Source organism: Arsenicicoccus dermatophilus (genome assembly GCF_046267915.1).
Taxonomy (GTDB): Bacteria; Actinomycetota; Actinomycetes; order Actinomycetales; family Dermatophilaceae; genus Arsenicicoccus; species Arsenicicoccus dermatophilus_A.
Map to the genome: position 1 here is coordinate 763,450 of NZ_CP176520.1, position 12,698 is coordinate 776,147.

Consider the following 12,698-nt stretch of genomic DNA (forward strand, 5'->3'; position numbering starts at 1 on the left):
CGCCGCGTGGTCAGACTCCCCTCATGACGGCAACGACGCTCTCGTACGACAACGGCCCCTCCGACGCGCCGCTCCTCGGCGACACCATCGGTGCCAACCTCGAGCGCGCGGTCGAGCAGCACGGCGACCGGCTGGCGATGGTCGAGGTGTGGACCGGCCGCCGGTGGACCTATCGCGAGCTGGACGCCGCGGTCGACGAGGTCGCCAAGGGCCTGATCGCCCAGGGGCTGCAGCCCGGCGACCGGCTGGGCATCTGGGCGCCCAACCGCGCCGAGTGGACCCTGGTGCAGTACGCCACGGCCAAGGCGGGCGTCGTCCTGGTCAACATCAACCCGGCCTACCGCGCCCACGAGCTGGAGTACGTCGTCAAGCAGTCCGGGATGCGCATGGTCGTGAGCGCCGTGTCCTACAAGTCCTCGGCGTACCGGCAGATGCTCGAGTCGATCCGGCACGACTGCCCCGACCTGGATCTCGTCGCCTACTTCGACGACGACTCCTGGGACCAGCTGCTCGCGGCGGGCCGGTCGGTCGGCGACGACGACCTGGACGCGCGGATGGCCGGGCTGTCGAGCAGCGACCCGATCAACATCCAGTACACGTCGGGCACCACGGGATTCCCCAAGGGCGCGACCCTGTCCCACCACAACATCCTCAACAACGGCTTCTTCGTCGGCGAGGGGTTGAGCTACACCGAGCAGGACGTGGTGTGCATCCCGATGCCCTTCTACCACTGCTTCGGGATGGTGATGGGTAACCTCGCCTGCACGACCCACGGCGCGGCCATGGTGATCCCGGCCCCGACCTTCGACCCGGTCGCGACGCTCGCGGCGGTGCAGCAGGAGCGCTGCACCAGCCTGTACGGCGTGCCGACGATGTTCCTCGCCGAGCTGGCCCTGCCCGACGTCGACTCCTACGACCTGTCCAGCCTGCGCACCGGGATCATGTCGGGCTCGCCGTGCCCGGTCGAGGCGATGAAGAAGGTCATCGACCGGATGGGGATGCGCGAGGTCGTGATCTGCTACGGCATGACCGAGACCTCGCCGGTGTCCACCATCACCAGCCCGGCCGACACGATCGAGCACCGCACCGAGACCGTCGGGCGGGTGATGCCGCACGTGGAGATCCAGATCGTCGACCCGGCGACGGGGGAGCAGGTGCCGCGCGGCGAGACCGGCGAGTTCTGCACCCGCGGCTACTCGGTGATGCTGGGCTACTGGGGTCAGCCGGACAAGACCGCCGAGGCGATCGACCAGGACGGCTGGATGCACACCGGCGACCTGGCGACGATGGACCAGGACGGCTACGTCGCGATCGTGGGCCGGATCAAGGACATGGTCATCCGCGGCGGGGAGAACGTCTACCCGCGCGAGATCGAGGAGTTCCTCTACACCCACCCGGACGTCCAGGACGTCCAGGTGATCGGGGTGCCGGACAAGAGGTACGGCGAGGAGCTGATGGCCTGGATCATCATGCGCGAGGGCGTGCCCGCGCTCACGGTCGAGGACGTCACGCAGTTCTGCTCGGGGCGGCTCGCGCACTACAAGATCCCGCGCTACGTGCACATCACCGACTCCTTCCCGATGACGGTGACCGGCAAGATCCGCAAGGTCGAGATGCGCGACCAGGCGGTCCGGCTCGTCGGTCAGGACTGAGCGACCGGCAGGCGTCCGCCCGCGGCTCGGGTCAGACCGGGCGCCCGGCCCACCCCGTGCCGGAGAGGCTCGGCGCGACCTGCGGGGGCGCCTGCGGGTCCACCTGGTCGAGCCACCGGCGGGTCAGCGGGCGTATGTCGAGCCCGGTCACGCGCCGGGCGTACGCCTCGAGGTCGGCGCGGGTCGCGGTGCCGTAGCGGTGCTCCGCCGGCCAGCCCCGCGCGAGCCGCCGGAAGGCGTCGTCGCCCACCTGCTGCCGGAGTTCGGCGAGCATCAGGGCCGGGCAGAGGTAGATGTTGTCCGCGGCGAAGTGGTCCTTGTCCGGGCGGCCCGCCTGCCCGGCCTCGGCGACGCCGTCCGCGCAGCCCCGGGCCAGCTCCCCGGGCGCGGCCGGGGTGCCCTGGTCCTCGTCGAAGGCGAGCTCCCAGTACATCGCCCAGCCCTCGTTGAGCCAGGTGTGCTGCCAGTCCCGGGTGGTGACCAGGTCGCCGTACCACTGGTGCGCCAGCTCGTGGACGGTGACCTCCTCGGCCTCGGCGCGGGCGGGCAGCCGCCCGAGGGTGATCAGGGACTGGGTCTCCATCGCCGACTGGCCCGCGGTCACGACCAGTCCGGACGTGGAGAAGGGGTAGGGGCCGACCTGGGCGGTGAGGAAGTCGTGGGCCTCCCGCAGCGCCGCCTGCAGCTGCGGCACGAGCGGTTCGTCCTCCGGGAGGGTCCACACCGAGCCGGGGGTGCCGCCCGGGAGGGTCTGCACGTGCTGCCGGTAGCGGCCGACGGCGACCGTGGTCAGGTAGCTGGCGGCGGGGGAGTCCAGGTGCCACCGGGTCCGCACCCGCCCGCCGGTGTCCTCACGGCCGACCAGCCGGCCGCCCGCGACGCCCACCTGCCCCCGCGGCGCCCGGATCGTGATGTCGTAGTAGGCCTTGTCCGAGGGGTGCTCGTTGACGGGATACCAGGTGTAGGCGCCGAAGGGCTCCTGGTAGGTGCTCACGTTCCCCTGCGCGTCGTAGCCCCACCCGAGGCCACCGACGTCGTCCCCGCGGGTGGTGGGGGCCGTGACCGTGGTGGGGGTGCCGACGTAGCGCACGACCACCTGGTGCTCGCCGTCGCGGCGCAGCCCGGGTGCGAGCACCGTGAGCGTGTCCTGCTTCCGCCGCACCTGGGCGGGCCGGCCGTCCAGCGTCACCGCACCGACGCGCAGGGGGTCGGCGAGCGCCAGCTGCAGCCGGTCGGTGTCGCGGGTCACCCGCAGCCGCACGGTCGCGGCCCCGGTGAGGGTGCGGCCGTCCCAGTCCAGGTCGAGGGCGTAGTGCAGCGCGTCGACCTCGGGGTGGCTCAGCTCGGGATAGCTGGGGTCCTCGACCGTGACGTTGCGGGCGAGGAGCAGGTCCGGCGGGGCGACCGGGCGGGTGTCGACGGCGGTCCAGCTCGCGGGGACCGGCTCGGTGCTGACCGGCGACGGCGAGGTGGCACCCGGCGAGGCGGCCGTCGTCGAGGGGCGGGCGGCCTGCGGTGCGGCGCCGCCCAGGCCCTGGAAGGCGGCCAGGGCGAAGGCCGCGGTCACGGCCAGCACCCCCACGGCTGCGCTGTCTCGTCGCACGTCGTCCCCCTCGTCTGTCGACCCGGACAGGCTAGACCCGGCCCCCGACATACCTCCGGGCGACCGGTCGGAGGGACGTCCCGGTCGCGCCCGAGGGCGGCACCCGGCGTGACCCGTTAGCCTGGACGAACGGTGCGACGCGCTCGCACCGTCGGCCGACCCCGCCCGCGGGGCCCGGCCTGCACCCGACGAGGACTAGAGGTGGACCAGTGCCAACGGGCAAGGTCAAGTGGTATGACGCCGACAAGGGCTTCGGCTTCCTGGGCGACGACGACGGCGGAGACGTCTTCGTCCACGCCAACGCCCTGCCCGCCGGGGTGACGACCCTGACGCCGGGGACCCGGGTCGAGTTCGGGGTCATGGACGGCCGCCGAGGCCCCCAGGCGCTGTCGGTCACGGTCCTGGACGAGGCGCCGTCCGTCGCCCGGACCCTGCACGAGCGCACCCGACGCCCGGCCGAGGACATGGTCCCGATCATCGAGGACACCATCCGTCTGCTCGACGGCGCGTCCGCCCAGCTGCGCAAGGGGCGCTACCCCGACCCGGCCGCGGCGGCCCGCCTCGCGGCCGCGCTGCGCGTCATCGCCGACACCTTCGACGGGAGCTGACCGATGGCCACCCTCAAGCCCGACACCACCCTGTGCGCCGCCGTGGACCTCGCCCGGCAGGCCGCCGAGTCCATCGCCGAGCCCGGCATGGTCGGCGAGCACGTCGGCGTGGCCATGGACGCCGAGCGGCTGGCCACCCACCGGTTCGCCTGCCTGGCCCCGGGCTATCCCGACTGGCTCTGGTCGATCACCGTGACCCGGGTGTCCCGCTCGCGCACGGTGACCGTCTGCGAGACCCACCTGCTGCCCGGGGAGACCTCGGTCGTTGCGCCCGCGTGGCTGCCCTACGAGCAGCGCATCGCTCCCGGCGACCTGGGGCCCGGCGACGTCAGCCCCTACGTCGAGGAGGACCCCAACCTCGAGCCCGGCTTCGAGGCCACGGGCGAGGAGGACGTGGACCAGATGGCGCAGTGGGAGCTCGGCCTGGGGCGCAAGCGGGTGCTCTCGGCCGAGGGCCGTGAGGTGGCGGCCCAGCGCTGGTACGACGGGGACAACGGCCCCACCTCCGACGTGGCCCGGCAGGCGCCCGCGCGCTGCGCGACGTGCGGCTACTTCGTGCCGATGGCGGGCGCGCTGCGGCGCTCCTTCGGGGTGTGCGCCAACGAGTGGTCGCCCTCGGACGGGCGGGTGGTCTCGCTGGACCACGGCTGCGGGGCGCACAGCGAGAGCGACCTGGAGCGTCCGCGGCCTCGCCCGCTGGACCCCCCGGTCGTGGACGACCTCGCCGTCGACCTGGAGGTGATCGAGCCTGTCGACCCCGAGCCGCCCGTCGCCGCGGGCGAGGCCGCGGCGCACGGGGTGGACCCGGTCGACCAGGCCGCGGCCGAGACCGTCGCCGTCGTGGCGGCCGTCGAGGCGGTGCTCCCGAGCGAGCCGGCCGCCCTCGCGGTCGAGACCGAGGCCGACCCGGCCGAGGTGATCGACGAGGCTCCGGCCTCCGAGGCGCCCAAGGGCGTTCCGGCCGCCGAGCAGCCCGCCGAGGCACCGGCCGCCCGGCCCGAGCCGCCCGCCGCCGAGACGCCCGTCCGGCGTGGTCGTCGGACAGCGCGGCGCGCGGCCGGCGCGCCGGCGGGGCCGCCGCGCACCCGCTGACCCGGCATACCGCCGACCAGGGTCGAGCCCGTCACCGCCGTGGTGGCGGGCTCGCCCATCGCGTGTCGTCAGGCCCCGCGCGAGCGCCCACGCCCGCTGCGGACATACCACAAGCCCGCCACCCCGATGGCCAGCCCGGCCACGCAGACGTAGGGCCACCAGGACCGGCCCTGGGCGTGGAGGCCGGGGACCAGCAGGACGACCACGAGGGCGGCGGCCCACAACCACAGACCGAGCATGACGACCCGGTCGGTGCGCACCCGCATGACGGGCAGCGTCGTGGGGTCGATCCTCGGGCGACGGGCCATGCACCCAGCCTAGGCGGGGTCGCGGTGGACGGCTGCCTGGGAGCAACCCGAGAAGTCGGTAGATTCCTCCCATGACGCAGGACCCCGCACGCCCCGCCGGCAGCGCACCCGCAGGCCGCTCCGCCCTCGACCGCTACTTCCGCATCGCCGAGCGTGGCTCCACCGTCGGCCAGGAGGTCCGCGGCGGCATCGTCACCTTCTTCACGATGGCCTACATCGTGGTCCTCAACCCGCTGATCATCGGCACCGCCAAGGACTCCACGGGCGCCTTCCTCGGTGGCGGGGGACACCCTGACCTGGCGATGGTCGCGAGCTGCACCGCGCTGATCGCCGGCCTGATGACGATCCTGATGGGAGTGGTCGCCAACTACCCGCTGGCGCTGGCGACCGGACTGGGCCTCAACGCCTTCCTGGCCTTCGGCGTCGCCACGCTGCCGCGGATGACCTGGGCCGACGCGATGGGTCTGATCGTGCTCGAGGGCATCATCATCCTGGCCCTCGTGCTCACCGGCTTCCGCCGGGCCGTCTTCCACGCGATCCCCGCGCAGCTCAAGACCGCCATCTCGGTCGGGATCGGCCTGTTCATCACCATCATCGGCCTCGTCGACGCGGGCTTCGTCCGCAAGCCGAGCGGCCCCACCCCGGTGGAGCTCGGCATCGGCGGCTTCCTCAACGGGTGGCCGCTGCTCGTCTTCGTCGTCGGGCTGTTCCTCATCATCGGCCTGATGGTCAACCACGTGAAGGGCGCGATCCTCTACGGCATCACCGGGGCGACCGTCCTCGCGATCGTCCTGGAAGCCGTCCTGCACATCGGCTCGCAGACCGGTCCGGGCGGCAAGGTCGTCAACCCCACCGGCTGGGGCCTCAACGTCCCGCGCATGCCCACCACCCCCTTCGCGGTCCCGCACCTCGACCTGCTGGGGGACGTCAACATCCTCGGCTCCTTCCCCAAGATCGGGGTGGTCTCCGCGGTGCTCCTGATCTTCACCCTGCTGCTCGCCGACTTCTTCGACACCATGGGCACGATGGTCGCCATCGGCGGCGAGGCGGGCCTGCTCGACGAGGAGGGCAACCCGCCCGGCTCGCAGCGGATCCTGGTCGTCGACTCCATCGCCGCCATCGCGGGCGGCCTGGGCTCGGTCAGCTCCAACACGTCCTACATCGAGTCGGCGGCGGGCGTCGGCGAGGGGGCCCGCACCGGTCTGGCCTCGGTCGTCACCGGCGTGCTCTTCCTGGCCGCGACCTTCCTGTCACCGCTGGTGTCGGTCGTGCCCTACGAGGCGGCCACCCCCGCCCTGATCGTCGTCGGCTTCCTGATGATGCAGCAGGTGACCGGCATCGACTGGGAGGACCTGGAGATCGCGATCCCGGCCTTCCTCACCATCGTGCTCATGCCGTTCACGTACTCCATCAGCGTCGGCATCGGCGCGGGCTTCGTGTCCTACGTCGTCGTCAAGCTCGCCCGCGGCAAGGCCCGCGAGATCCACCCGCTGCTGTGGCTCGTCGGGCTGCTCTTCGTCGTCTACTTCTGCATCACCCCGGTCAAGACCGCCCTCGGTGTCGCCTGACGAGCCACCGACCGCCCACCGAGCCGCACCCGGTGCGCGCCGGCGGACGGCGCGGCAGGAGGCGGCTGCCGCCCGCTCGCTAGGGTGAGTCGTATGACGGAGCTGACTCGTGACCAGGTCGCGCAGATGGTCGACCACACCCTGCTCAAGCCGGAGGCGACGCCCGACGACGTGCAGGCCCTGATCGCGGACGCCGAGCGGCTGGGCGCCTGGTCGGTGTGCGTGTCGCCGTCGATGCTGCCGATCAGCACCTCGGTCAAGGTGGCCGTCGTGTGCGGCTTCCCGAGCGGCAAGCACACCTCGGCGATCAAGGCCGCCGAGGCCGCCGAGTCGGTGCGTCTCGGGGCCGACGAGATCGACATGGTCATCGACGTGGGCGCCGCCGTCGCGGACGACACGGACGCGATCGAGGCCGACGTCGCGGCGGTCCGGGCCGCCTGCGAGGACGCGGTGCTCAAGGTGATCATCGAGTCCGCCGCTCTCACCGACGAGCAGGTCGTGGGGGCCTGCCAGGCCGCGGAGGCCGCGGGCGCCGACTTCGTGAAGACGTCCACGGGCTTCCACCCCAGCGGCGGAGCGACCGCCCACGCCGTCCGGCTGATGCGCGAGACCGTGGGAGATCGCCTGGGGGTCAAGGCCTCCGGCGGGATCCGCACCGCCGAGGCCGCGCGCGAGATGATCGAGGCGGGAGCCACCCGCCTGGGGCTGTCCGGCACCGAGGCCGTGCTCGACGGGTGGACCGGACAGGCCGGCTAGCCCGACGCCGCAGACACCAGGCAGGGGGATGGGGACGGGACGCGTCGATGCCTAGCGTCGAGGTCATGACCGGCGAACCCGTCCCCCTGCCCGCACCCGACCGCCACCCCCGCCGCCCGGAGCTGACGCAGGCCGTGCGCGACAGCGGCTACGTCCTGCTCGGCTGGCCGCTGCTGCTCGCCGGGTTCGTGCCCGTGGTGGTGCTGCTCGCCGTCGGGGTCGGGACCTCGATCATCGGGGTGGGGCTGCCGGTCCTGGTCGCGGGTCTGGCACTGGCCCACGGTCTGGCGGGGCTCGAGCGCTCCCTGCAGTCCGCGCTGCTCGGCCGGCAGGTGCCCGCGCCCCTGCCCCTGGAGGCACCGGGCGGGTCCGCGGGTCGGCGGGCGCTCGCCGCCCTGCGCGACCCGCAGCGGCTGGCCGACGTGACGCTCGCCCTCGGCGGCTGGACGGCGGCCACCGTCACCTGGTGCCTGGCGGTCGTCTGGTGGGCGACCATGCTCGTCACGCTGACGGCCGGGGTCTGGCAGCCGCGGATGTGGTACGACCGGCAGTCCTACGACCTCGCCGACCTGCTCGGGGTGGGGGACAGCCTGGTCGGTCACGTGATCGTCCACACGCTGCTCGGACTGCTGCTGCTGGCCGGGCTGCCCCGAGCGATGCGGACGCTCGCCCAGGTGCAGTCGCGCTGGACCGGTTGGCTGCTCGTCGCGCCCACCCGGATCGCCCGCGCCGAGGCCGTGCACCGCCGCCAGCGCGAGCGGGCCCAGGCGGCCGAGGCGGGGGCCCTCACCCGGCTGGAGCGCGACATCCACGACGGACCGCAGCAGCGACTCGTCCGCCTCCAGCTCGACCTCGCCCGGGCCGCCCGGCAGTAGGACCGCGATCCCCAGGCGGCCCGGACCCTGCTCGACGAGGCGGCGCGCCAGGCCGCGGGGGCGCTGGACGAGCTGCGCAACGCCACCCGCGGGATCGCCCCGCCGGTGCTCGTCGACCGTGGGCTCGCCGCCGCCCTCGAGGAGCTCGCGGGCCGGGCCGCCATACCCACCACCCTGGACGTCGTGGCGCCGCGCGTCGACCCCGGGCTGGAGACCGCGGTCTCCTTCGTGGTCACCGAGGCGCTCACCAACGCCGCCAAGCACTCCGGTGCCGCCCAGGCGCAGGTCCGGGTGCGTCAGGAGGGCCCCTGGCTCACCGCCGAGGTCCGCGACGACGGGGTCGGGGGTGCCCGCGTCGGCGCCGGCACCGGGTTGCTCGGCCTGGCGCAGCGGGTGGAGGGCGTCGGCGGACGACTGGTCGTGGACTCACCCGAGGGCGGGCCCACCGTGATCCGGGCGGAGGTCCCGTGCATCTCGTGATCGGGGACGACTCGGTGCTGCTGCGCGAGGGCCTGCAGCTCCTGCTCGCCGACGACGGCCACGAGGTCGTGGCCGCCGTCGGCGACGGGCCCGCCTGGGTCGCGGCGATGCTCGAGCACCGCCCGGACCTGGGGATCGTCGACGTGCGGATGCCGCCGTCGCACACCGCCGAGGGGCTGCGGGCCGCCGTCGAGCTGCGGACCCGCTGGCCCGAGGCGCCCGTCCTGGTCCTGTCGCAGTATGTCGAGCGGTCCTACGCCCAGGAGCTGCTGTCGTCGGGCACCGGCGGGGTGGGCTACCTGCTCAAGGACCGGGTGAGCGACATCGACGGCTTCCTCGACACGCTGGAGCAGGTGCGCGCGGGGGAGACGGTGGTCGACCCGCAGGTGGTGCGGCAGCTGCTGGCGCGTCCGCCGCGGCCGGGGCCGGTGGAGTCGCTGACGCCGCGCGAGCGGGAGGTGCTGGGGCTCATGGCCGAGGGCTGCACCAACGCCGCGATCGCCGGTCGCCTGGTCGTCACGGAGGGGGCGGTGGAGAAGCACACGCAGCGGATCTTCGCCAAGCTCGGGCTGCACGGCGACGAGGGGCGCCACCGGCGGGTCAGCGCGGTGCTGACCTTCCTGCAGGGCTGACCTTGCCGCAGGGCAGATCGGTCTGACCCGCCGACCTGCGGCACCGTGGGCCCGCTGACCGGGGTGTCGGCCGGTCGGGGGGAGCGGGCGGTCGCCACCGATGCGGCCCCGCCGCACGAGAAGAAAATCGTTAGCCAAGGTAATGAGGTATGCTAAGGATCGATGACCGACGACCTCTGCCACCTCGCCAATGACCTCCGACTCGCCTGCCAGCGGATCAGCCGCCGGGTCCGCTTCGAGGGCACCGAGGAGATCGCGCCGCACCAGGCGAGCGTGCTCTTCCGCCTCGACCGGCCCCGCACCCCCGGCGACCTCGCCGACACCGAGCGGGTGAGCGCCCCGAGCATGACCCGCACCATCGGGGGCCTGGCCGACCTGGGCCTGGTGGCGCGGACACCCCACCCGACCGACGGGCGTCAGGTGCTCGTCAGCCGCACGGCTGCGGGGGAGGAGCTCGCCATACGGACCCGCGCGCAGCGTGACTCCTGGATGCTCACCCGGATCGAGACGCTGCCGCCCGAGGACCTGGCGACGCTGCGCCGGGCCACCGACATCCTGCTGGAGGTGTCCGGCCGATGAGCACGACCTTCGCCTCGCTGCGGGTGCCCAGCTACCGCACCTTCTTCCTCGGCGGGCTCGTCTCCAACATCGGGACCTGGATGGGCCGGGTGGCCCAGGACTGGCTGGTCCTGACCGAGCTGACCGACCACTCGGCGTCCGCCCTCGGCGTGGTCACCGGGCTGCAGTTCGCGCCGGTGGTGCTCCTCGCGCCGTGGGCCGGGGCGATCGCCGACCGCTTCCCCAAGCGCCGCATCATGCTCGTCACCCAGACCGCCATCGGCGTCACCACGATCCTCACCTGGCTGCTCGTGGTCACCGGCACCGCGCAGCTGTGGATGATCTACGTCCTCGCCGCCGCGCAGGGCTGCGCCGCGGCCGTGGACAACCCGACCCGCCAGGCCTTCGCCTCCGAGCTGGTCGGCCCCGAGCTGCTGAGCAACGCCGTCGGGCTCAACTCCGCGTCCTTCAACGCCGCTCGTCTGGTGGGACCCGCCGTCGCCGGGGTCACCATCGCGGCCTGGGGGACCGGCCCGGCGCTGCTGGTCAACGCCCTGTCCTTCGTCGCCGTCATCACCAGCCTGCTGCTGCTGCGCCAGTCCGAGCTGCGGCCCGCGCCGCTGCGCCGAGGGGGTGGGGCGATCCGCGAGGGCATCGCCTACGTCCGCGGGCGACCCGACATCCAGCTGCTCATGTTCGTGGTCTTCATGCTCGGGACCTTCGGGATGAACTTCCAGCTCACCATGGCGCTGATGGCGACGACGGTGTTCGGCCGTGGCCCGGGGGAGTACGGCATGCTCGGGTCGATCATGGCGATCGGCTCGCTGTCCGCGGCCCTGCTGTCGGCCCGCCGCGCCCGCCCCCGGCTGCGGGTGCTGCTCGTCGCTCTCGCCGGATTCACCCTCGCGAGCGCCGCGGCGGCCCTGGCGCCGAGCTACTGGTTCTTCGCCGCCTGCCTGGTGCCCTGCGGGCTGACCGCGCTCACGGTGATGACCACCGCCAACGCCTCGGTGCAGCTGGGGACCGAGCCGGAGATGCGGGGCCGGGTGATGTCGCTCTACATGGCGATCTTCCTCGGCGGCACCCCGCTCGGGGCCCCGCTCGTCGGGTGGGTCGGGGACACCTTCGGGGCGCGGTGGACCATCGGTGTGGGCGCCATCGCCACCGGGATCGCCGTCCTGGCGGCCGTGGGCTACATCATGGTGTCCGACGGGGTGCGCTTCCGATGGCGCACCGGCGCCGGCGGCCTCGTCGTCGTCAACCCGTCCGCCCCTGACCCCGATCCTGCCGAGGTGCTGGCCCGATGACCCCACGTTTCCGTCGCACCGCGACCCTGCTCGTCCTGGCGCTGTGCCTGGCCCTGGCGGCCTACGGCACGCTCGTGCGCTGACCGATCGGCTCGCTGACCAGGCTCAGAGCCGCGCCACCACGTGGTCCACGGCGCGGGTGAGGATCTCGACGTCCCGCGGCTCCACCGCCGGGAAGGTCGCGATCCGCAGCTGGTTGCGCCCGAGCCGGCGATAGGGCTCGGTGTCGACGATCCCGTTGGCCCGCAGCACCCGCGACACGGTGGCCGCGTCGATCTCGTCGACGAGGTCCACGGTGCAGACCACCGGCGAGCGCGCTGCCGGGTCCGCCACGAAGGGCCGTGCCCAGTCCCGCGACCCGGCCCAGGCGTAGACCCGCGACGAGCTCTCGGCCGCGCGCCGGCAGGCCCAGTCCAGGCCGCCCTGGGCGTTGAGCCAGGACACCTGCTCCGCCGCCATCAGCAGGGTGGCCAGGGCCGGGGTGTTGTAGGTCTGGTCCTTGCGGCTGGCGGCGATCGCCGTGGTGAGGGACAGGGAGGCCGGGATCCACCGGTCGGTGGCCGCGATCTGCCCGGCGCGCTCGATCGCGGCGGGGGAGAGCAAGGCCAGCCACAGCCCCCCGTCGGAGCCGAGGACCTTCTGCGGGGCGAGGTAGTAGGCGTCGCAGCAGGACACGTCGAGCGGGAGGGCGCCCGCGGCGGAGGTCGCGTCCACGAGGACGAGCTGGTCGGCCGTGCCGATGCGCTCCACGGGCAGCATCACCCCGGTCGAGGTCTCGTTGTGCGGCCAGGCGAAGCAGTCCACGTCGGCGACCGGCACTGGCGCCGTGCGGGTGCCCGGGGCCGAGCGGCGCACGTCCGGCTCGGCGAGGAAGGGCGCGCCGGACGTCACCTCGGCGAACTTCGCGGAGAACTCGCCGACCACGACGTGCTGGACCCGCTCGCGCACCAGCCCGAGCGCCGCGACGTCCCAGAAGGCCGTCGACCCGCCGTTGCCCAGCACCACCTCGTAGCCGTCCGGCAGCGCGAACAGCTCGGCCAGACCGCGGCGCAGCTCGGCGACGACCCGCAGGACCGGGTCCTGTCGGTGCGAGGTGCCCAGCACCGACTGCGCGTCCGCCAGGAGCCGCTGCACCTGCGCGGGCCGCAGCCGGCTCGGCCCGGAGCCGAACCTGCCGTCGGCGGGCCGCAGCTCGGCGGGCAGGACGATCGGCGGGGTGGGGGCGTGGTCGGCCATGCGCTCCATCGTCTCAGCGGTAT

13 protein-coding genes are annotated in these 12,698 nt (G+C 73.6%); 10 read left to right on the top strand and 3 right to left on the bottom strand.

Annotated features, from left to right (window positions below):
* The first annotated feature begins 23 nt into the window (after positions 1–23).
* The gene (locus ACK2IS_RS03940; RefSeq protein ID WP_409484851.1) at positions 24–1,652 is read left to right on the top strand and encodes an AMP-binding protein; all 1,629 of its coding nucleotides are present in this window, start codon (positions 24–26) and stop codon (positions 1,650–1,652) included.
* A 31-nt stretch (positions 1,653–1,683) separates the two neighbouring features.
* Here ACK2IS_RS03940 and ACK2IS_RS03945 read toward each other — a convergent pair whose 3' ends face one another.
* Positions 1,684–3,255 carry a M1 family metallopeptidase gene (locus ACK2IS_RS03945; protein WP_409484852.1) on the bottom strand — a complete coding sequence of 524 codons (1,572 nt, stop codon included), beginning with the start codon at positions 3,253–3,255 and terminating at the stop codon, positions 1,684–1,686.
* 209 nt (positions 3,256–3,464) lie between these two features.
* On the opposite strand from ACK2IS_RS03945, the gene ACK2IS_RS03950 reads away from it, so the two are divergent.
* Together ACK2IS_RS03950 and ACK2IS_RS03955 are read left to right on the top strand one after the other, a co-directional pair.
* Positions 3,465–3,863 carry a cold-shock protein gene (locus ACK2IS_RS03950; RefSeq protein WP_409484853.1) on the top strand — a complete coding sequence of 133 codons (399 nt, stop codon included), beginning with the start codon at positions 3,465–3,467 and terminating at the stop codon, positions 3,861–3,863.
* Positions 3,864–3,866: 3 nt separating this feature from the next.
* Positions 3,867–4,955 (top strand): DUF3027 domain-containing protein, encoded by a 1,089-nt coding sequence (locus ACK2IS_RS03955; protein ID WP_409484854.1) that lies wholly within the window; start codon positions 3,867–3,869, stop codon positions 4,953–4,955.
* A gap of 68 nt (positions 4,956–5,023) precedes the next feature.
* Here the strand turns inward: ACK2IS_RS03955 and ACK2IS_RS03960 are convergent, their stop codons facing one another.
* Complete coding sequence (locus tag ACK2IS_RS03960; RefSeq protein WP_409484855.1) at positions 5,024–5,263, bottom strand: DUF2530 domain-containing protein; 240 nt, start codon at positions 5,261–5,263, stop codon at positions 5,024–5,026.
* A gap of 71 nt (positions 5,264–5,334) precedes the next feature.
* Here ACK2IS_RS03960 and ACK2IS_RS03965 point away from each other — a divergent pair, with 71 nt between their 5' ends.
* From ACK2IS_RS03965 to ACK2IS_RS03995, 7 genes are all read left to right on the top strand, one after another.
* A complete protein-coding gene (locus tag ACK2IS_RS03965; protein ID WP_409484856.1) occupies positions 5,335–6,831 on the top strand; it encodes an NCS2 family permease in 1,497 nt (498 codons plus the stop codon).
* Positions 6,832–6,924: 93 nt separating this feature from the next.
* Positions 6,925–7,587 (top strand): deoxyribose-phosphate aldolase, encoded by a 663-nt coding sequence (gene deoC / locus ACK2IS_RS03970; protein ID WP_409484857.1) that lies wholly within the window; start codon positions 6,925–6,927, stop codon positions 7,585–7,587.
* 65 nt (positions 7,588–7,652) lie between these two features.
* The gene (locus ACK2IS_RS03975; protein ID WP_409484858.1) at positions 7,653–8,462 is read left to right on the top strand and encodes a sensor domain-containing protein; all 810 of its coding nucleotides are present in this window, start codon (positions 7,653–7,655) and stop codon (positions 8,460–8,462) included.
* Positions 8,463–8,567: 105 nt separating this feature from the next.
* Positions 8,568–8,942: a sensor histidine kinase gene (locus ACK2IS_RS03980; RefSeq protein ID WP_409484859.1), complete on the top strand. Its 375-nt coding sequence runs from the start codon at positions 8,568–8,570 to the stop codon at positions 8,940–8,942.
* Positions 8,930–9,574 carry a response regulator gene (locus ACK2IS_RS03985; protein ID WP_409484860.1) on the top strand — a complete coding sequence of 215 codons (645 nt, stop codon included), beginning with the start codon at positions 8,930–8,932 and terminating at the stop codon, positions 9,572–9,574. The genes ACK2IS_RS03980 and ACK2IS_RS03985 overlap by 13 nt, the downstream gene beginning before the upstream one ends.
* 162 nt (positions 9,575–9,736) lie before the next feature.
* Positions 9,737–10,153, top strand: a complete 417-nt coding sequence (locus ACK2IS_RS03990) for a MarR family winged helix-turn-helix transcriptional regulator (RefSeq protein WP_409484861.1) — start codon at positions 9,737–9,739, stop codon at positions 10,151–10,153.
* Positions 10,150–11,439 carry an MFS transporter gene (locus ACK2IS_RS03995; RefSeq protein WP_409484862.1) on the top strand — a complete coding sequence of 430 codons (1,290 nt, stop codon included), beginning with the start codon at positions 10,150–10,152 and terminating at the stop codon, positions 11,437–11,439. The genes ACK2IS_RS03990 and ACK2IS_RS03995 overlap by 4 nt, the downstream gene beginning before the upstream one ends.
* A 105-nt stretch (positions 11,440–11,544) precedes the next feature.
* Here the strand turns inward: ACK2IS_RS03995 and serC are convergent, their stop codons facing one another.
* Positions 11,545–12,675: a phosphoserine transaminase gene (serC, locus tag ACK2IS_RS04000; RefSeq protein WP_409484863.1), complete on the bottom strand. Its 1,131-nt coding sequence runs from the start codon at positions 12,673–12,675 to the stop codon at positions 11,545–11,547.
* Positions 12,676–12,698 lie beyond the last annotated feature (23 nt).